At 66.1% G+C, this 18,491-nt stretch carries 17 protein-coding genes; 7 read left to right on the plus strand and 10 right to left on the minus strand.

The genetic code is table 11. The features are described from left to right. Positions 1–18 precede the first annotated feature (18 nt). On the plus strand, positions 19–1,332 hold the full coding sequence (locus DKT70_RS02645; protein ID WP_111557667.1) for a GH1 family beta-glucosidase: 1,314 nt from the start codon (positions 19–21) through the stop codon (positions 1,330–1,332). Here the strand turns inward: DKT70_RS02645 and DKT70_RS02650 are convergent, their stop codons facing one another. After that, entirely contained in the window at positions 1,333–2,958 is a 1,626-nt protein-coding gene (locus tag DKT70_RS02650) for a GMC family oxidoreductase (protein WP_199559526.1), read from the minus strand. It lies immediately after the preceding gene. A gap of 123 nt (positions 2,959–3,081) precedes the next feature. On the opposite strand from DKT70_RS02650, the gene DKT70_RS18150 reads away from it, so the two are divergent. The 6 genes from DKT70_RS18150 to DKT70_RS02675 all read left to right on the plus strand — a co-directional run bounded on the left by DKT70_RS18150 (position 3,082) and on the right by DKT70_RS02675 (position 8,277). Beyond that, positions 3,082–3,246: a hypothetical protein gene (locus tag DKT70_RS18150; RefSeq protein ID WP_170864067.1), complete on the plus strand. Its 165-nt coding sequence runs from the start codon at positions 3,082–3,084 to the stop codon at positions 3,244–3,246. Next, positions 3,246–4,427 carry a vWA domain-containing protein gene (locus tag DKT70_RS02655; protein WP_111557669.1) on the plus strand — a complete coding sequence of 394 codons (1,182 nt, stop codon included), beginning with the start codon at positions 3,246–3,248 and terminating at the stop codon, positions 4,425–4,427. The genes DKT70_RS18150 and DKT70_RS02655 overlap by 1 nt, the downstream gene beginning before the upstream one ends. After that, entirely contained in the window at positions 4,427–4,999 is a 573-nt protein-coding gene (locus tag DKT70_RS02660; RefSeq protein WP_158529932.1) for a DedA family protein, read from the plus strand. The genes DKT70_RS02655 and DKT70_RS02660 overlap by 1 nt, the downstream gene beginning before the upstream one ends. A gap of 5 nt (positions 5,000–5,004) precedes the next feature. After that, entirely contained in the window at positions 5,005–5,691 is a 687-nt protein-coding gene (locus DKT70_RS02665; RefSeq protein ID WP_111557671.1) for a M48 family metallopeptidase, read from the plus strand. Between the two features lie 67 nt (positions 5,692–5,758). Further along, positions 5,759–6,943: a hypothetical protein gene (locus tag DKT70_RS02670; RefSeq protein WP_111557672.1), complete on the plus strand. Its 1,185-nt coding sequence runs from the start codon at positions 5,759–5,761 to the stop codon at positions 6,941–6,943. Further along, positions 6,940–8,277 (plus strand): cytochrome P450, encoded by a 1,338-nt coding sequence (locus DKT70_RS02675; RefSeq protein WP_407672183.1) that lies wholly within the window; start codon positions 6,940–6,942, stop codon positions 8,275–8,277. Before DKT70_RS02670 ends, DKT70_RS02675 begins: the two co-directional genes overlap by 4 nt. On the opposite strand, the gene DKT70_RS02680 is transcribed toward DKT70_RS02675, so the two are convergent. The 9 genes from DKT70_RS02680 to DKT70_RS02720 all read right to left on the minus strand — a co-directional run bounded on the left by DKT70_RS02680 (position 8,274) and on the right by DKT70_RS02720 (position 18,490). After that, positions 8,274–9,374, minus strand: coding sequence for an ABC transporter ATP-binding protein (locus DKT70_RS02680; RefSeq protein WP_111557904.1), 1,101 nt, complete (start codon positions 9,372–9,374; stop codon positions 8,274–8,276). The genes DKT70_RS02675 and DKT70_RS02680 overlap by 4 nt on opposite strands. Positions 9,375–9,388: 14 nt before the next feature. Further along, entirely contained in the window at positions 9,389–10,207 is an 819-nt protein-coding gene (locus DKT70_RS02685; RefSeq protein WP_111557674.1) for an ABC transporter permease, read from the minus strand. Beyond that, on the minus strand, positions 10,204–11,070 hold the full coding sequence (locus tag DKT70_RS02690; RefSeq protein WP_072295638.1) for an ABC transporter permease: 867 nt from the start codon (positions 11,068–11,070) through the stop codon (positions 10,204–10,206). Before DKT70_RS02690 ends, DKT70_RS02685 begins: the two co-directional genes overlap by 4 nt. Positions 11,071–11,160: 90 nt before the next feature. Continuing rightward, entirely contained in the window at positions 11,161–11,931 is a 771-nt protein-coding gene (locus DKT70_RS02695; RefSeq protein WP_111557675.1) for a squalene/phytoene synthase family protein, read from the minus strand. After that, complete coding sequence (gene cysS, locus DKT70_RS02700) at positions 11,928–13,337, minus strand: cysteine--tRNA ligase (protein ID WP_111557676.1); 1,410 nt, start codon at positions 13,335–13,337, stop codon at positions 11,928–11,930. The genes DKT70_RS02695 and cysS overlap by 4 nt, the downstream gene beginning before the upstream one ends. A gap of 29 nt (positions 13,338–13,366) precedes the next feature. Beyond that, positions 13,367–14,590: a glycosyltransferase gene (locus DKT70_RS02705; RefSeq protein WP_111557677.1), complete on the minus strand. Its 1,224-nt coding sequence runs from the start codon at positions 14,588–14,590 to the stop codon at positions 13,367–13,369. Further along, the gene (locus tag DKT70_RS02710) at positions 14,587–16,224 is read right to left on the minus strand and encodes an ABC transporter ATP-binding protein (protein ID WP_111557905.1); all 1,638 of its coding nucleotides are present in this window, start codon (positions 16,222–16,224) and stop codon (positions 14,587–14,589) included. Before DKT70_RS02710 ends, DKT70_RS02705 begins: the two co-directional genes overlap by 4 nt. Before the next feature lie 86 nt (positions 16,225–16,310). After that, positions 16,311–17,414 (minus strand): ABC transporter permease, encoded by a 1,104-nt coding sequence (locus tag DKT70_RS02715; protein WP_111557678.1) that lies wholly within the window; start codon positions 17,412–17,414, stop codon positions 16,311–16,313. Beyond that, positions 17,414–18,490, minus strand: coding sequence for a microcin C ABC transporter permease YejB (locus tag DKT70_RS02720; protein WP_111557679.1), 1,077 nt, complete (start codon positions 18,488–18,490; stop codon positions 17,414–17,416). Before DKT70_RS02720 ends, DKT70_RS02715 begins: the two co-directional genes overlap by 1 nt. Between the last annotated feature and the right edge of the window lies 1 nt (position 18,491).

The raw sequence follows: 18,491 nt of genomic DNA on the forward strand, positions 1-18,491 counted from the left end.
CGCAGGAGGAGAGACCAGATGCTGCCACCCCGTTCCGACTTCCCCGCCGATTTCACCTTCGGCGCCGCCACCTCGGCCTATCAGATCGAGGGTTCGGCCCAAGGCGGCGCAGGCCCGTCCCATTGGGATACCTTCGCCGCCACGCCGGGCAACATCATCGACAACAGCAACGGGTCGCGCGCCTGCGACCACCTGAACCTCTGGCCGCAGGATCTGGACCTGATCTGCGATGCGGGGTTCGATGCCTATCGCTTCTCGACCTCATGGGCGCGGGTGATGCCGGACGGCGTGACGGTGAACCCCGAGGGGCTGGATTTCTATGACCGTTTGGTGGACGGCATGCTGGAACGGGGTCTGAAGCCCTTCCTGACCTATCACCACTGGGACCTGCCCGCCGCGCTGGCCGACAAGGGCGGCTGGCAGAACCGCGACGTGGCCGCGCAATTCGCCGATCTCTGCACCACCATCCACGACCGGCTCGGCGACCGCATCGCCAGCGCCGCGACGCTGAACGAGCCGTGGTGCATGGCCTGGCTGTCGCATTTCCTGGGCCATCACGCGCCCGGCCTGCGCGACATCCGCGCCGCCAGCCGCGCCATGCATCACGTGCTGCTGGCCCATAGCACCGCCATGCAGTCGCTGCGGGCGGCGGGGGCGAAGAACCTGGGCATCGTGCTGAACTTCGAAACCCAGCACCCGGCCGACGACAGCGACGGCGCCCGTCGCGCGGCGGATGTGCAGGACGCCATTTATAACCAGTGGTTCATCCGCGCCATCATGGGCCAAGGATATCCCGAGGCCGCATTGGAGGGCATCGGCCCCCATCTGCCCGATAGATGGCAAGACGACATGGCAACCATCGCCCAGCCCTTGGACTGGCTGGGGGTGAATTATTACACCCGCCACCTGAACGCCCCTGCGCCGGGGCTGTGGCCCAATGCCAGGGACGTTCCCGGCCCCCTGCCCAAGACCCAGATGGACTGGGAGATCCGCCCCGAGGGCCTGTCGGAATTTCTGGTCCGGCTCAAGACCGACCATACCGGCGACCTGCCGCTTTACGTCACCGAAAACGGCATGGCCCATGCGGAAGGCGATCTGGTGACGGCGGATACGGGCCGTGTGCAGTTCATCGCCGACCACCTGCGGGCCTGCAAATCCGCGATGGATCAGGGCGTCGACCTGCGCGGGTTCTTCTATTGGTCGCTTCTGGACAATTACGAATGGGGCTGGGGATACGGGCCGCGTTTTGGCTTGGTCCATGTCGATTACGACACGATGGCCCGCACCCCCAAGGACAGCTGGCATGCCTTCCGCCGGATGCTGACCGCCTGATCAGCCCGCCAGACGCACTCCGTCCCGGCCTGCGGCCAGGATCATGTCGCTGGCCTTTTCCGCAATCATCGTGGCGGGCGCATGAGTGTTGCCCGACACGATGAAGGGCATCACCCCCGCATCCACCACCCGCAGCCCGGCCAGCCCGTGCACGCGCAGCTGATCATCGACGACGGCCATCGGGTCGCTGCCCATGCGGGTGGTGCCGACGGGGTGGAAGATGGTGGTCCCGACCTCTGCCGCGGCTTTCGCTAGATCGGCGTCGCTTTGCAGATGGGCACCGGGCTTCAGTTCCTGCGGGGCGAATTCGGCCATCCGGCGGGTGGCCATCAGGCGGCGGGCATGGCGCAGGCTGTCGATGGCCACCTGCCGGTCGACTTCGGTCGTCAGGTATCGCGGCGCGATCGCGGGGGCCGCTGCGGGATCGGCGCTGGTGATATGGCAATGGCCCGTGCTTTCGGGCCGCAGGTTGCAGACCGACACCGTCAGCCCCGGAAAATCGTGCAAGGGGTCGCCGAACTTGTCCAGCGACAGGGGCTGGACGTGATATTCGATGTTCGGCGTCGCGAAGTGATCCGAGGATTTGGCAAATATTCCCAGCTGGCTGGGCGCCATCGCCATGGGCCCCGTCCGGCGCAGCGCGTATTCCAGCGCAATCCCCGCCTTGCCCCACAGGCTGCCGGCGCGGTCGTTCAGCGTCCGCGCGCCCGAAATGCGGAACACGGTGCGCAGTTGCAGATGGTCCTGCAGGTTCTCGCCCACGCCGGGCAGGTCGTGGCGCGGCGCGATGCCAAGCGCCGCCAGCCGGTCGGGCTGGCCGATGCCGCTCAGCTCCAGCAGGGCGGGGGAATTGATCGCCCCGGCGGACAGGATCACCTCGGTCCCCGCCCGCGCATGACGCAGAACGCCATGCTGGGTGATGTCGACGCCGGTGACGCGCCTCCCGTCAAAGGTCAGGCGGGCGACCTGGGCGTCGGTCTCGATCCGCAGGTTCGGGCGGTCGCGGGCCGGGTTCAGGAATGCCTTGCGCGCGTTCCAGCGCAGACCGCGCCGCTGCGTGACGGGGAAATAGCCCACGCCTTCATTGTCGCCACAGTTGAAATCACGGCATTCCGGCAGGCCCAGTTCCTGCGCCGCCTGTGCCACGGCGTTCAGGATCGGCCATTTCAGCCGCTGACGTTCGACCCGCAATTCGCCCTGATCGCCATGCAGGTCGCAGGCGGGTTCGTAATGGCGTTCGCTGCGCCGGAAATAGGGCAGCACGTCATTCCAGCCCCAGCCGACGTTTCCCGCCTGTCGCCAGCGGTCGAAATCGGCCGCCTGCCCGCGCATGTAGATCATGCCGTTGATCGACGAACATCCCCCCAGCACCCGCCCGCGCGGATAGTTCAGGCGCCGCCCGTTCAGCCCCGGCTCGGGTTCTGTCTGATAACACCAGTCCAGCTTGGGGTTGCCCATCGCGTAAAGATAACCGACCGGCACATGCACCCAGAAGCGGTTGTCGTGGCCGCCCGCCTCCAGCAGCAGCACGCGGATCCGGGGGTCCGCCGACAGCCGGTTCGCCAGCACGCATCCCGCCGACCCCGCACCGACGATGATATAGTCGTAAGTCCCCAGATCCTGCATCATGTCCTCCTGTCCCCGGCTGCAGGCTAGGGCGCGGTGTCGCGGGCGGCAAGTAGGGCGGTTGCGGCACAGGGCGCGGGGCGCTATTTGCAGGGGACACAAGGATCAACCGGAAGGCCCGTCATGATCGTCATCGCAGCCCTTGTCATCGGCGCGTTCCTGGGTTGGCGCCGCGCCGCCAAGCTGGGCGGCAACCGCCTTGACCGCCTGCAATACGCGGCGGCCTTTGCGGTCGTCCTGGCCATGGTCGGGCTGTTCATCACCGTCATCATCGAACGGATGGCGTGATGTTCCTGCCATTCCTCGACAGTCTGCGCCGCCACGGAGTGCCGGTTTCGCTGCGGGAATGGCTGGACCTGATGGCCGGGATGCAGGCGGGCGTCGCGGGCTGGCAGGTGGACGGGTTCTATGACCTGTCGCGGCTGGTTCTGGTCAAGGACGAACGGCATCTGGATCGGTTCGATCGTGCCTTTTCGGAAACATTTTCCGGGTTGGATGAAATTCCGGTCGAGGCACTGGTCAACGAACAGGCCCTGCCCCGCGAATGGCTGGAAAAGCTGGCCGAGAAATTGCTGACCGATGCGGAAAAAGCCGAAATCCAAGGCTCGGGCAGCCTGGACGCCCTGATGCAGAAGCTGCGCGAACGGCTGGCCGAACAGAAGGGCCGCCACCAGGGCGGCAACAAGTGGATCGGCACGGCGGGGACGTCACCCTTCGGCGCCTATGGCTACAACCCCGAGGGCGTGCGGATCGGCCAGGACGAAAGCCGCCACCGCCGCGCCGTCAAGGTCTGGGACAAGCGCGAGTTCCGCGATTTCGACGATCGGATCGAACTGGGCACCCGCAACATCAAGGTCGCGCTGAAGCGCCTGCGCCAATGGGCGCGCCACGGTGCCGATCAGGAACTGGACCTGCCCGCCACCATCCGCGCCACCGCCGATCACGGCTATATCGACGTCAAGACCCGCCCCGAACGCCGCAACGCGGTCAAGGTGCTGCTGTTTCTGGACGTGGGCGGCAGCATGGACGACCATATCCGCGTCGTGGACGAGCTTTTCAGCGCCGCGCGGGCCGAGTTCAAGCACATGCAGCATTTCTATTTCCACAACTGCCTTTACGAAGGCGTGTGGACGGACAACCGCCGCCGTTGGGCCGAACAGACGCCCACATGGGACATCCTGCACCGCTTTGGCCGCGATTATAAATGCATCGTAGTGGGGGACGCGTCGATGTCACCCTATGAGATCGCGGTGCCCGGCGGGGCGAACGAACACATGAACCCCGAATCTGGCGAGGTTTGGTTGCGCCGCCTGGCCGAAACATGGCCTGATCATGTCTGGCTGAACCCCGTGCCCCAGGATCACTGGCGCCATACCCAATCCATCGGCATGGTCCGCAGCATCTTTCCCGACCGGATGATGCCCATGACGCTGGACGGGCTGACCCAGGCCATGCGGCTGCTGGGATGATGGCCGATCTTGCCGCGCTGCTGCCCGTCTGGGGGCCGTGGCTGCTGGCAGGCTGCGCGTTCCTGTCATGCATGATGGTGCCGGTGCCGACCTCGGTCCTGCTGGTCAGCGCGGGGGCCTTGGCGGGGACTGGTCACCTGCAGCCGATCCCCATCGCCGCGGGTGCGATCATCGGGGCCAGCCTGGGCGATCTTTCCGCCTTTCTGCTGGCACGGCGGCTGCAACCGCTGCTGTCGCGTCATGCCCGCCTGCTGGAACGGGCGCAGCGTCTGGTCGCGCGGCGGGGCATGCTGGCGGTCTTTCTGTCGCGCTGGCTGGTCACGCCGCTTGGACCGGCCACCAATTACGTCGCCGGGGCCGCGGGCCTGACCCTGCCGCGCTTCATGGCCGCCAGCATCCCCGGAGAGGTGATCTGGGCCGCCCTGCATCTGGCCGCGGGCCATCTGGCTGGCCGCGGCTTTCGCCATGAGGAGGCCGCAGCCCTGAAGGCGCTGGCCGTCGCCCTGCCCTTGGCTGCGGCGATCTGGCTGCTGCACCGTCACTGGCAGCGCCGCCATCACGATCCCATATAGAAGCCATGCTGAAGTTCACGCCGATCATCCTGTTGGGCCTCTATCTGGCCGTGATGTGGTTCTTTTCCGCTTGGCGGCTGAAACGGGATCTGAATGACCATGCGACGCCGCTGAACCATCCGCGCCTGAAACCGATGCTGGAACGGCTGGGGGCGGCGATGGACCTGCCCCCGATCCGCGCCCATATCTATGAGGTCGAGCCGGTGAACGGATTGGCCGCCCCCGACGGGCGCATCTTCCTGACGCGCGGCTTCATCCGCAAACTGGATGCCTGCGAGGTCACCCCCGAGGAACTGGCCAGCGTCATCGCCCATGAACTGGGCCACGTCAGCCTGGGTCATTCACGGCGCCGGATGATCGATTTCGCCGGACAGAACGCCATCCGCATGGCGCTGGCGGGCATCCTGGGGCGGTTTCTTCCCGGCATCGGCGTCTGGATCGCGAATGCGATCGCCGCCGCCGTCGCCGCCCGCCTGTCGCGGCAGGACGAATTCGAAGCCGACCAGTTCGCCAGCGCCCTGATGATCAAGGCGGGCTTCGGTACCGAACCTCAGAAATCGCTGTTCCGCAAGCTGGACGCGCTGACCGGCGCGATGGGTCGGGGCGCCCCCGCATGGTTCCTGTCCCACCCGCCCGTCGCCAAGCGAATCGCCGCGATCGAGGCACACGAGACGCGCTGGCAGCAGGACTGACCCTGCAAGGGCTTGTCCCGGACCCGTCCTGCCCTATTCTGGTCCCGAACCGCGCCACGAGGCTCGAATGACAGCCCCCTTCCGCCGCCATGTCCTCTATCTGCCGGGCTTCGACCCCATCCCGCCGCGTCGCTATCGTGAACTCTATCGTCGCGAAGGGGCCGATCAGGCCCAGATCTCCGGACACAGGCTGCGGATGAAGAAGGCGCAACCCGATGGCGGCGGCTTTGCCTGGCGCGTCGGATCGCATGTCGAAGGCCGCGACGTCGAAACCCGGATCGAGGTCGCGCTGTGGTCCGACATCGTGCAGGCCTCGATGTCGGCAGGGATCGCGGGGACCTATCGGCAGCTGTTTCGCACGATATGGATCTATATCGGCTCGGGCACCATCGGGCGGCTGATGCGGTTGCGGCGGGGACCGGTCATCGCGGCCTTCTATCCCATCGCGGTGCTGATGGCGCAACTGGCGCTGGCACTGCTGGCTGGGGGGCTGGTCACATTTGGCGTCGCGGCGGTGGGGGGTGGCCTTTTCGGGGTGCCCTTTGGGCTGGCCGTGGCATGGGGGGTGCTGGTCCTGGGGCGGCGGCTGGATCACCGGCTGTTCGCCTATTACCTGATGCATGACTATGCCTTCACCTGCGCCAATCATGGCGCCTATCCCTCCGCGCTGGAAGACCGCATCACCCGGTTCCGCGACCGGCTGAAGACCATCCTGGCGCAGGATCTGGACGAGGTGCTCGTCATCGGCCATTCCTCGGGGGCCTATCTGGCGGTGTCGGTCCTGGCCGACCTGCTGCGCGAAGGCCCCCGCCCCGGCCCCGCACTGTCGTTGCTGACACTTGGCCATGTGGTGCCGATGGCTGCCTTTCTGCCGCGCGCGGACCGGCTGCGGGCAGATCTAGCCTTTCTGTCGCAGGCGGATGGGCTCTTCTGGACGGATGTTACCGCGCCGGGCGATGCCTGCTGCTTTGCGCTCTGCGATCCGGTGGCGGTCTGCGGGATGGCGGGTCCGGACCAGAAATGGCCGCTGGTGCTGTCGGCCGCCTATACCCAGACCCTGTCGCCCGAACGCCAGCGGGCCATCCGCAACCGCTGGTTCCGCCTGCATTTCCAATATCTCTGCGCCTTCGACCGTCCGGGCGATTACGACTACTTCGCGATCACGGCAGGCCCCCGAACGCTGGCGCAGCGCTTTGGCGGGCGCAAACCCTCGCCCGGTCGCATCACCCGTCCCGTGGGCGCGCGGCCGTGAGGGCCCCCCGCCCCACCGGCACGCAAGGACGCGGCACCATCCGCACGCTGATGCGAGGTTTCCGGCACGACCTGTTGGGGGCGCTGCCCGAACGCCTCTATCGCGCCTGGATGGCCGAATTCCGCACCCCCATCATCCACAGCTTCTTCTGCAACGACCCCGCGCTGCTGAAAATCATCCTGCAGGACCGGCCTGCGGATTTCCCGAAATCGAACCGCATGCGCGAAGGGCTGGCCCCGCTGCTGGGCAATGGCGTCTTCATCAGCAACGGCGCGGAATGGGCGCATCAGCGCCGCATCATCGACCCCGCCTTCGAGGGCGGTCGCCTGCGCCACAGCTATCCCGCCATTCTGGATGCCGCCCGCGCGGCGGTGGCGCGGATGCCCAAAGGCCTCACCGATGTCGAACCGCAATCGGCCCATGCCGCCGCCGACGTGATCTGTCGCACACTGGTTTCCCTGCCGGTCGAACATGCCACCGCCGCGCAGGTCTTTCACGCCTTCCGCGCGCACCAAGAGGCACAGCCGCTGGTCAACTTGGCCGCCCTGCTGCCCTTGCCGCGCTGGATGCCCCGGCCCCATTCCCGCCGCACGCGGGTCAGCGCCGCGCAGATCCGCGGGCTGATCGCCGATCTGGTTGATGCCCGGCTGGCTCAGATCGCGGATGGCAACGCGCCCGACGATCTGGCCACCAAGATGATGACCAGCCCCGATCCCGAAACCGGCACCTGCTTCACCCGGGCCGAGATGATCGACCAGGTCGCGGTGATGTTCCTGGCGGGACATGAGACCAGCGCCTCGGTCCTGGCCTGGGCGCTGTGGCTATTGGCGGCGCATCCCGAATGGCAGGACCGCGTCGCCGCCGAAGGCCGCCAGCTTGGCGACGATTTCGCCAGCGTCGCGACCCTGAAATCCACCCGCGCCGTCTTCCGCGAGGCGCTGCGGCTTTATCCCGCCGTCGCGATGTTCGCGCGCGAGGCGACCGCGCCGCAGACCTTCCGCGAACGGGCCGTCCCACGCGGGGCGCAGCTGGTCGTGTCGCCCTGGCATCTGCACCGCCATGAACGGCTGTGGGACCGGCCGGATGAATTCGACCCCGGCCGGTGGGCAACGCCCGAGGGCAAGGCCAGCGCCCGCGCAGCCTATCTGCCGTTTTCGGCGGGGCCGCGCGCCTGTCCCGGCGCCGGGCTGGCCATGGTCGAGGGGGTGGTGATGCTGTCGGCCATCACCCGCGCCTTCCGGCTGGAAACGACCGACCGTCAGCCCATGCCCGTGGCGCGGCTGACGATCCGGGCGCGCGACGGCATCTGGCTGAACCTGACGCCGCGATCCTAGCGGAACAGCACCAGCGAACCGGGCGACCAGGCCAGGCGGGTGCGGGTGCCGACCTCCTGCACATCGCGGCCAAAGACGTTGCGCATGGAAATCCGCACCGTGCGCGCCTTGCCATCGGCGCGGGCAACCCCGTCCAGCCGCAGGTCGTAATAGGTCATGTCGCCGTAATAGACGACCTCGTCGATGGTGGCGTTGGTTTCGCGCGGCTGGTTATGCGTAGCGCCGGGGCCGACCAGGGTCATGGTTTCGGGGCGGAAGCCGATCATCGCGCCCTCGTCATCGGGATTGGCGCGGCTGATCTGGTGTTCGGGCAGCTCGACCTGGCCCAGCCCCGCGACATCGACGGTGACCGTGCCGCCGACATGCGACAGGATCTCGGCCGGCAGAAAGTTCATCACGCCGATGAAATCCGCCACGCGGCGCGTGGAGGGGCGGGCATAAAGCGCCTCGGGGCCGTCCAGCTGGGCGATCTCGCCCTCGAACATGACGGCGATGCGGTCGGACATGACCAGCGCCTCTTCTTGGTCATGGGTCACCAGGACGAAGGTGATGCCCACCTGACGCTGCAGCTTGATCAGCTCGACCTGCATCTGTTCGCGCATCTTGCGGTCCAGCGCGGACAGGGGTTCATCCAGCAGCAGCACCTTGGGTTTCAGGATCAGCGCGCGGGCCAGCGCGACCCGTTGACGCTGACCGCCTGACAGCGCATGGGCCGAGCGCGCGCCGTAACCCTTCAGGCCGACCATCGACAGGGCCTCGTCCACCGCGGCGGCCTTTTCGGCCTTGCCGCGCGGGTCGCGGCGCAGCCCGAAGGCCACGTTTTCCGCGACCGTCAGATGCGGAAAAATTGCATAGGACTGGAACACCATGTTAGTGGGACGCTTGTTGGCGGGCACGTCGCCCATCTCGCGGCCGTCGATCAGTACGACACCGCTGCTGATATCCTCGAACCCGGCGATGGTGCGCAGCAGGGTCGTCTTGCCGCAACCCGACGGCCCCAGCAGCGAAAAGAACTCGCCCCCCTTGATGGTCAGGTCGATGCCGCGCAGGGCGTGGTAATCGCCGTAATACTTGTGCACGTCCCGGCATTCGATCATCGGCTTGGCGTCGGTCACAGCAACCCTCCGGTGGGCGAGCCGCCGATGCGGGCATTGCCCCGGCGGCGGAAATATTCGCCGATCGCCAGAAGGACGATCGACAGGATCACCAGCACCGTCCCAAGCGCCATGATGACGGGGATCGCGCGCGGAAAGCGCAGCTGGCTGAAGATGTAGGTCGGCAGGGTCGGTTCGTTCCCTGCCAGAAAGAAGGCGATGATGAATTCATCCAGGCTGATCGTGAAGGAAATCAGCAGCGAGCTGATGATCCCCGGCATGACCAAAGGCAGCGTGATCAGCCGGAAGGCCCCCCATTTGCTTTCGCCCAGATCGAAGGCCGCTTCCTCCAGCGACCGGTCGAGGCTGGAAAAGGCCGTGGACAGGATCGCGATGGCATAGGGCATGCAGATCAGCGCGTGGCCCAGGATCACCGTCAGCAAGGACAGCTGCACCCCCATGCCCAAGAGCACGACCAGCAGCGACATGGCCACGATGATTTCGGGCAGGACCATGGGCAGCATGATGAAGCCCATCATCCCCCCACGCCCCGGAAAGCGAAAGCGCGTCGATGCGCGGGCCGCAAAGACCCCGAGGCAGGTCGCCAGCACCGACGAACTGACCGCGATGGTCAGCGAATTGGTCAGCGCCCGGCGCAGGGTCGCGTTCGCCCACATCTGGGAAAACCATTCGGTGGTGAAACCCTGCAACGGAAAAGCGATGATCGTGCCGGAATTGAAGGCAAAGATCGGCAACAGCAGGATCGGCGCATAAAGGAACAGCAGGTACAGGACCGCATAGGCCTGAAGACCCCGCCCCTTGGAATGGATGCTCATTGGCGCACCTTCAGGAAGCGGCGGTTCAGGAACAGGAAGATCAGGCTGATCACCGCGACGATCAGCATGGCGGTCACCGCCAAGGCGGACCCCAGGGGACGGTTGTCCAGCGCCAGCATCTGGACCTGGATCATGTTGGCGATCATCGGGATCTTGCCGCCGCCGATCACCTCGGGGGTGACGTAATCGCCGATGGTCGGGATGAAGACGATCAGCACCGCCGCCAGAACGCCCGGCATCGCCAAGGGCAGCGTCACCCGCCAGAAGGTCATCGCCCGGCTTTCGCCCAGGTCGCGCCCGGCCTCCAGCAGGGAACGGTCGATTTTCTCCAGCGCCACGAAGATCGGCAGGATCGCGAAGGGCGCATAGGCATGGGCCAGCGTGATCACGATGGAATTGACGTTGTAGAGGATGAAGGTCAGCGGCTCGTCGATGATGCCAAGCCCTGTCAGCGACGAATTGACGACGCCGTTATAGCCGAGGATCACCTTCCACAGGAAAACCCGGATCAGGTAGCTGGTCCAGAAGGGGATGGTGATCAGGAACAGCCACAGCGATTTCCGTTCGGGCCGCACCACGAAGCTGACGTAATAGGCGACCGGAAAGGCCAGCAGGACCGTTACCGCCGTCACCACCATCGCCACGATCAGCGACCGCGTCATCACCACCCGCACGATGGGATCGGACATCACCTGCGCATAGTTCGTCCAGGTGAAATCGCGGATGATTTCCAGATAGCCGTCGGTCAGAAAGCTATAGGCCAGGATCGTCAGCAGCGGCGCGGCCAGGATAACCAGCGCATAGAGGAATGGCGGTGCGATCAGGGACAGACCCGCCCTTGCCTCTGCGTCGAACTTGGCCATCGCGTCCCTTTCATCCTGCCCGATCAGCCGGGTTACCCTTCAATTCCTTCCATAGCTGCCCCGGAAGGAAAAGAGGTTTCTGCAGTCCCCTCAGCGCCACCAGCGCCCGGTCATGGCCAGCCGCGCCAGCGATGCGCGCCGCTGGAACGGCGTCAGCGGCACCGTTTCCACATAAGCATCCACCCGCCCCGAGGCGATCTCGCTCAGCAGGCGCGGCACGCGCGGTCCGGGATACAGCGCCGCCGCCGCACGGGCGGGCAGCTTGCAATGCAGCCGCGCCGCCATGCGCAGCCCGTCGCGCCCGATCGCCGACAGGGCCTTCGGATGTTCGGGATCGGGGCGATCCATGCCCATTCCAATTGCCTGCAAGGCGGGCAAGGCGCGCAGCCAGGCGGCAATCCCCGCACCCCGTGCCTGATGGGCCACGATCTCGCGCGTGCCTTCGGGGGCGCCACAGCGATGCGCCGCCGCCCACATCAGCGCACCCGCCGTGGCATCGACATAGGCCACCACTTCATCGACGCTGCGAAACGGTTCGCGCGCGCAATCACGGCGGCGAGCCTCGGCCAAGGCCACCAGCGCACCGGCATCCTGCCCCCAAGCATCCCACAGGGGCGTCAGCACGTCATGCAGGGGCGGCGGGGTCCCCTGCCCCATCTCCTCCAGCCGGTCCACCCACCATTGCAGCCGCATCTCGGCCAGCATCGGCTCAGCGGACTGAAAGGGCGCGCGGGCAATTTCTAGGTTCAGCGCATAGAGCGTGACCAGCGCCGCCCGATCATCGGTTTCCGCAGCCAACACGGCCCCGAAGCGGTCTGGATCGTGCTGGCGCAGCATCTCGGTGCAGGCTTCGATGGTCATGCGCCCTGCGTCCGTGCCAGTTCGGCCAGACGTTCCGGATCAAACCCTGCGGACAGCGACCATTCCGGGCCGGCGGGCGTGTCCTTGACCTCGACCCCGGCAGCGGCAAAGCCGTCGCGGATCGCATCGGCGCGCGCGAAGTCGCGGGCCTTGCGGGCCTCCAGCCGTGCCGCCAGCAAGGCCTCGATCTGCGCCGAGGCCGCGCCATCGGCCATGGCCCATCCCGCCAGTTCCGGCAGCAACAGCCCCAGCATCCGCGCCGAGGCCAGCAGCCCAGCGCCGTCCCCCTTGGCCGCCAACCCGTGCAACGCCGCAATGGCACCCGCCGTGTTCAGGTCATCGGCAAGCGCCGCGATCACCGAGGGTGCCGGGCTTGTCGCGGGCTCGATGCCCGCGACAAGCCCATGCCACCGCCGAAGCACCGCTTCGGCATCGGCGGCCTTGGCCTCGGTCCAGTCCATCGGCTTGCGGTAATGGGTGGACAGCATGACGAAACGGATCACCTCTCCGGCCACGCCCCGGTCCAGCAGGTCGCGGACGGTAAAGAAGTTGCCAAGTGACTTGGACATCTTCCTGCCCTCGACCTGCAGCATCTCGTTATGCAGCCAGATATTGGCGAAACCCTCGCCAGGATGGGCGCAGCAGCTCTGCGCGATCTCGTTCTCGTGGTGCGGGAACTGCAGGTCGATGCCGCCGCCATGGATGTCGAAATGCGTGCCCAGCAACGCCGCCGACATGGCCGAGCACTCGATATGCCAGCCCGGACGCCCGCGACCCCAGGGACTGTCCCACCCCGGCAGATCGTCCGACGACGGCTTCCACAGCACAAAATCCATCGGGTCGCGCTTGAAAGGCGCCACCTCGACCCGCGCGCCCGCGATCATGTCATCGACCGATCGGCCCGACAGCTTGCCGTATTCGGGGAAGGACCGCACGTCGAACAGCACATGCCCCTCGGCCTCATAGGCGTGGCCCCTGGCGATCAGGTCCGCGTTCATCGCGATCATCTGGTCGATGTATTGGGTGGCGCGCGGTTCGTGATCGGGGCGCATCGCGCCCAACGCATCCATGTCGGCGTGATACCAGCCGATGGTTTCGGCGGTGCGTTCGTCGATCAGCGCCTCCAGCGACAGCGTTGATCCTGCAGCGCGGCGACGCTGCGCCTCGGCGTTGATCTTGTCGTCCACGTCGGTGAAATTGCGGACATAGGTGACGTGATCGCCGCCATAGATGTGGTTCAAGAGCCGTACCAGCACGTCGAAGACCAGAACGGGCCGGGCATTGCCCAGATGCGCGCGGTCATAAACCGTCGGTCCGCACAGATACAGACGGACATTGTCGGGATCGATTGGCGCAAAGGCTTCCTTGCGCTTCGTGCGGGTGTTCGTCAGTCGGATCTGGACCATCTGGGCCTCTTTCGTGAAGTCCAAAGGGTTTAGCGCATCGCCCCCTGGCTTTCCACCCAGTCGATCTGGGCAGGCAGGCAGCGGCTGCGCAAGTCATAGCCCTGCACGATCGTGTCGCGCGCCGCTTGGCGCAGGCGCGGCGCGTCGGGATCGCCCGCAAGGCCGCGGATCAGCGCGCCCGCCAAGGCATCCACGTCAAAGAACGGCACCAGCCGCCCGTTTTCGCCATCCGTGATCAGTTCGCGCACCGGTTCCGTGTCCGACCCCACGACATAGCAGCCCGCCGCCATTGCCTCGGTCAGGGACCAGGACAGCACGAAGGGATAGGTCAGATAGCAATGAACCCGTGCCACGCGCAGCAGTGACAGATAGCTGTCATAGGGCACCCGCCCCAGGAAATGCACCCGCGACAGGTCCAGCTGCCCGCCCACCTCGGCCAACAGCTTTTCCTTCCAACTGCCCGCATCGCGCGGCTTGCCGCCATAGCTGACACCCTCGGCCCCGATCAGTACCACCTTGGCATGGGGCCTGGCCTTCAGGACCTGCGGCAGGGCACGCATCAGCACGTGGAACCCGCGATAGGGTTCCAGCGACCGCGAGACAAAGGACAGGACCTCGTCCTGCGGGGTCAGGACGGTGCCGTCCGGCAGCGTCAGGCTGGCATAGGGGTCGGGGCAGACAAGATCGGTGTCGATCCCGTCATGGACGACCGTGATCTTGCCGCGCAGGTCGGGGGGAAAGCTGTCGGCCTGATAGCGGGTGGGCGCGATGGCGGCGTCGGCCTGCAGCACGCCCTGCATCAGATGGGCGGACCGCGCGACGGTCATGAACCGGCCTTCATCGGTGGCGGGGCTGATCTCGGGGTCGAAGCCGACGTCATGGCCGCGCGTGCGGTACATCAGCTCGGCATAGACCAGCAGGCGGGCCTCGGGCCAGATCTCGCGCAGGAACAGCGTCTCGCCCCAGCCCGGATGGCCGATGATGACGTCGGGGTGAAATCCGTGGCGGTCGCGCAGCGCACGCGCGCCGCGTGCGGCCATCAGCCCCCGTTCGGCATGTTCGGAATAGACCCGCCCCAGGGGGCTGTCGGTCTTGACCCCATCGGGCGCCTTGTAGCGCAGCGTGCGGACCGCGCTGCTGCGCTGGTTCTTTTCATCGGTCAGCGCCAGGACCTCGTGGCCGCGGCGGGTCAGTTCGGTGGAAAGATGGGGAAACTGGCCGGGAAAGTTCTGGTGGACGAAAAGGATCTTCACGGACGTCCCTGTGGAAATGCCGCCCTGAGCAGATTGATGGTGTAGTCATGCGATGGCGCGTCGAAGATCTGCGCGGCGCTGCCCTGTTCGACGACCTCGCCGGCGCGCATGACCATGATGTCATGCGACATGGCCCGCACGACGCGCAGATCGTGGCTGATGAACAGGAAGGCCAGCCCGTATTTGCGCTGAAGGTTGCGCAGCAGATCGACGATCTGGACCTGCACGGTCATGTCCAGTGCGCTGGTCGGTTCGTCCAGCACCACCACCTTGGGGCGCAGGATCATGGCGCGGGCAATGGCGATGCGCTGGCGCTGGCCGCCGCTGAATTCATGCGGATAGCGGTGCATCATATCGGGCTGCAACCCGACCTCGGTCATGATCTCGGCGACCATCTGGCGGCGGTCGCGGCCCGGCTCGACGCCGTGGACGCCCAGGCCTTCGGTGATGATCTGCTCGACCGTCATGCGCGGCGACAGGCTGCCGAACGGGTCCTGGAACACGATCTGCATGTCGCGGCGCAGGGCGCGCAGCTGTTTCGAGCCCCAGCCCTGGATGTCCTGCCCCATGTAGAGGATCGGCCCGTCGCTTTCGATCAGCCGCATGATGGCCAAGGCCAGCGTGGTCTTGCCGCTGCCCGATTCGCCGACGATGCCCAGGGTCTGACCCGCGCGCAGGTCCAGCGTCGCGCCGTTGACCGCCTTGATATGGCCGACGACGCGGCGCATCAGCCCGCGCTTGACCGGGAACCAGACCTTCAGATCGCGGGTCTGGACCAGCAGCGGCGCATCGGCGGGCAAGGGCTCGGCCACGCCCGCGGGCGCCGCGGCTAGCAGCTTGCGCGTATAAGGATGCTGGGGGTCGGCAAAGATCCGGTCGACCGGGCCCTGCTCGACGATCTCGCCGTTCTTCATGACGCAGACGCGGTCGGCGATGCGCCGCACGATGCCAAGGTCATGGCTGATGAACAGCATCGACAGACCTTCGTCGGCCTTCAATTCCGCCAGCAGGTCCAGGATCTGCGCCTGGATGGTCACGTCCAGCGCCGTCGTCGGTTCATCCGCGATCAGCAGGTCCGGCCCGTTGGCCAGCGCCATGGCGATCATCACGCGCTGGCGCTGACCACCCGACAGCTGGTGCGGATAATCGGCCAGGCGGCTTTCGGCGTCGCGGATGCCCACGCGGTCCAGCAGCTGCACGATCCGCGCCCGCGCCTTGGCCCCCGTCAGCCCCTGATGCAGCGCCAAGCTTTCCGACAGCTGCTTTTCCAGCGTGTGCAGCGGGTTCAGCGACGTCATCGGTTCCTGAAAGATGAAGCTGATGTCGTTGCCGCGGATTTCGCGCAAGGTTCGGTCCGACGCGCCGACCATCTGGCGTCCCGCATACAGGACCGATCCCTGAACCTCGGCCGAGGCCCCCAGCAGCTGCACCGTGCTGAGCGCGGTCACCGATTTCCCGGATCCCGATTCGCCCACCAGCGCCACGGTCTCGCCGCGCCCGACATGGAAGCTGACGCCCTTGACGGCCAAGGTCAGCTGACCTTCGGACCGGAAACCGATCTTCAGGTCGCGCACATCCAGCACGGCATTCGACGCGCCCGCATCGATCGCCCGGCCATCGGCGCTGCCGGGCATCGGGCCACCATGACCTTCGGCCACGGCAGCCTCGGCGCCGGGCGCGGGGATGGTCGGGTGCAGTTCACCCTGGTCGTCAGGTCCGGTCATCGGAAGGTCTTTCTGGGGTCGAAGGCGTCACGCACCCCCTCGAAGATGAACACCAGAAGCGACAGCATGATCGCGAAGGTGAAGAACGAGGTGAAGGCCAGCCAGGGCGCCTGCAGGTTCTGCTTGGCCTGCAGCGCCATTTCCCCCAGCGATGCCGACCCTGCGGGCAGGCCATAGCCAAGGTAATCCAGCGCTGCCAGCCCGCTGATGGTGCCGGTGACGACAAAGGGCAGCATGGTCAGCGTCGCAACCATGGCGTTGGGCAGGATGTGGCGGAACATGATCTTCATGTCGCCCACCCCAAGCGCGCGGGCCGCACGGACATATTCGAAGTTCCGCGCCCGCAGGAATTCCGCCCGGACCACGCCCACCAAGGCGGGCCAGCCAAACAGGATGGTCACGAAGACCAGCAGCCAGAAGCTGCGTCCCAATATCGCGAAGAGGATGATGATGACATAAAGGCCGGGGGTGGATGCCCAGATCTCCAGCACCCGCTGGAAGACAAGGTCGGTCCGCCCGCCGAAATAGCCCTGCACCGCCCCTGCCGCGATGCCGATGGTGGATGCGACCACCGTGACGATCAGCGTGAACAGGATCGAGGTGCGGAACCCGTAGATCACCCGCGCCAGCACGTCGCGCGCCGTGTCGTCGGTGCCCAGCAAGTGATTGCCATCGGGCGCAGAGGGCGCGGTACCCACATTGTTGATGGTGCGGAAGTGATAGGGGATCGGCGGCCAGATCATCCAGCCCTGTTCGGCCTTGGGGACGTCGGTCGATCCTGACCGGACGGCGGCCATGAAGCCCTCGGGCTCGTCCCAGCATTCCTCGCGGCCGCCCGAGACGATCAGGCATTGCACCGCCTCGTCGCGATAGATGGCCTCGGTTCCGAAATCGCCGCCGAAGGCGGTTTCGGGATAGAAATTATAGGCCGGGAAGAACAGCTCTCCGCGAAAGCTGACGACGACGGGTTTGTCATTGGCCACCACCTCGGCCAGCATCGCCACCACGAACAGGATCGCAAAGATCACCAGCGACCAGAAGGCGCGCCCGTTGCGGCGGAAATTGCGCCAGCGGCGGCGGTTCAGTTCGGACATCGCCATCAGCCCGCCCTCTTTTCAAAGTCGATGCGCGGATCGACGAAGACATACATCAGGTCCGACAGGATGCCGACGACCAGCGACAGCAGGCCAAAGACATAGAGCGTGCCGAAGATCACCGGATAGTCGCGCTGCACCGCCGCCTCGAAGCCCAGGCGGCCCAGCCCGTCCAGCGAGAAGATCGTCTCGATCAGGATGGACGACCCGAAGAAGACGCCCAGGAACATCGCCGGAAAGCCCGCGATCACGATCAGCATGGCGTTGCGGAAGACATGGCCGTAAAGGACCCGCCGTTCCGTCAGGCCCTTGGCGCGGGCGGTCATCACGTATTGCTTGTTGATCTCGTCCAGGAAGCTGTTCTTGGTCAGCAGGGTCAGGGTGGCAAAGCTGCTGATCGTGGCGGCCAGCACCGGCAGGGTGGCGTGCCAGGCGTAATCCTTGATCTTGCCCCAGGCGGACAGGTCCGCGAAATTGTCCGATGTCAGGCCGCGCAGCGGGAAGATCTGCCAATAGCTGCCGCCCGCGAACAGCACCATCAGCAGCACCGCGAAGAGGAACGCCGGGATGGCATAGGCCATGATGATCACGCCCGAGGTCCATGTGTCGAAACGCGATCCGTCCCGCATCGCCTTTCGGATGCCAAGCGGGATCGAGATGACATAGGCGATCACCGTGGACCACAGCCCCAGCGTAATCGACACGGGCATCTTTTCAACCACCAGATCGACGACGCTGATCGACCTGAACCAGCTGGTCCCGAAATCGAAGCGCAGGTAATTCCACAGCATGGTGAAGAAGCGTTCGACCGGCGGTTTGTCGAAGCCGAATTCCTGTTCCAACTGAGCGATGAATTCGGGCGGCAGGCCGCGCGCACCCTCATAACCCGAAGGTGCCGCCTGCCCCGCTTCGGCGCCGCCGCCCGAGATGTTTCGGAACGCGTCGCCTTCGCCCTGGATCTGCGCAGCGATCTGTTCGATCGGGCCGCCCGGCACGAATTGGGTCAGCGTGAAGTTGACCAGCATGATGCCGATCAGTGTCGGGATGATCAGCAGCAAACGCCGCAGGATATAGGCGCCCATC

Source organism: Paracoccus sediminilitoris (genome assembly GCF_003259195.1).
In the GTDB taxonomy this organism is placed as follows: domain Bacteria; phylum Pseudomonadota; class Alphaproteobacteria; order Rhodobacterales; family Rhodobacteraceae; genus Paracoccus; species Paracoccus sediminilitoris.

What these genes read in the sequence shown, in the direction of transcription:
- DKT70_RS02690 (WP_072295638.1), bottom strand. Translation starts at nt 11,070, where the DNA reads ATGGCCAAGTTCGACGCAGAGGCAAGGGCGGGTCTGTCCCTGATCGCA.
- DKT70_RS02665 (WP_111557671.1), top strand. Translation starts at nt 5,005, where the DNA reads ATGCTGAAGTTCACGCCGATCATCCTGTTGGGCCTCTATCTGGCCGTG.
- DKT70_RS02660 (WP_158529932.1), top strand. Translation starts at nt 4,427, where the DNA reads ATGGCCGATCTTGCCGCGCTGCTGCCCGTCTGGGGGCCGTGGCTGCTG.
- DKT70_RS02680 (WP_111557904.1), bottom strand. Translation starts at nt 9,374, where the DNA reads ATGATCGAATGCCGGGACGTGCACAAGTATTACGGCGATTACCACGCC.
- DKT70_RS02715 (WP_111557678.1), bottom strand. Translation starts at nt 17,414, where the DNA reads ATGGCGATGTCCGAACTGAACCGCCGCCGCTGGCGCAATTTCCGCCGC.
- DKT70_RS02650 (WP_199559526.1), bottom strand. Translation starts at nt 2,958, where the DNA reads ATGCAGGATCTGGGGACTTACGACTATATCATCGTCGGTGCGGGGTCG.
- cysS (WP_111557676.1), bottom strand. Translation starts at nt 13,337, where the DNA reads ATGGTCCAGATCCGACTGACGAACACCCGCACGAAGCGCAAGGAAGCC.
- DKT70_RS02655 (WP_111557669.1), top strand. Translation starts at nt 3,246, where the DNA reads ATGTTCCTGCCATTCCTCGACAGTCTGCGCCGCCACGGAGTGCCGGTT.
- DKT70_RS02695 (WP_111557675.1), bottom strand. Translation starts at nt 11,931, where the DNA reads ATGACCATCGAAGCCTGCACCGAGATGCTGCGCCAGCACGATCCAGAC.
- DKT70_RS18150 (WP_170864067.1), top strand. Translation starts at nt 3,082, where the DNA reads ATGATCGTCATCGCAGCCCTTGTCATCGGCGCGTTCCTGGGTTGGCGC.
- DKT70_RS02720 (WP_111557679.1), bottom strand. Translation starts at nt 18,490, where the DNA reads ATGGGCGCCTATATCCTGCGGCGTTTGCTGCTGATCATCCCGACACTG.
- DKT70_RS02710 (WP_111557905.1), bottom strand. Translation starts at nt 16,224, where the DNA reads ATGCCCGGCAGCGCCGATGGCCGGGCGATCGATGCGGGCGCGTCGAAT.
- DKT70_RS02685 (WP_111557674.1), bottom strand. Translation starts at nt 10,207, where the DNA reads ATGAGCATCCATTCCAAGGGGCGGGGTCTTCAGGCCTATGCGGTCCTG.
- DKT70_RS02670 (WP_111557672.1), top strand. Translation starts at nt 5,759, where the DNA reads ATGACAGCCCCCTTCCGCCGCCATGTCCTCTATCTGCCGGGCTTCGAC.
- DKT70_RS02645 (WP_111557667.1), top strand. Translation starts at nt 19, where the DNA reads ATGCTGCCACCCCGTTCCGACTTCCCCGCCGATTTCACCTTCGGCGCC.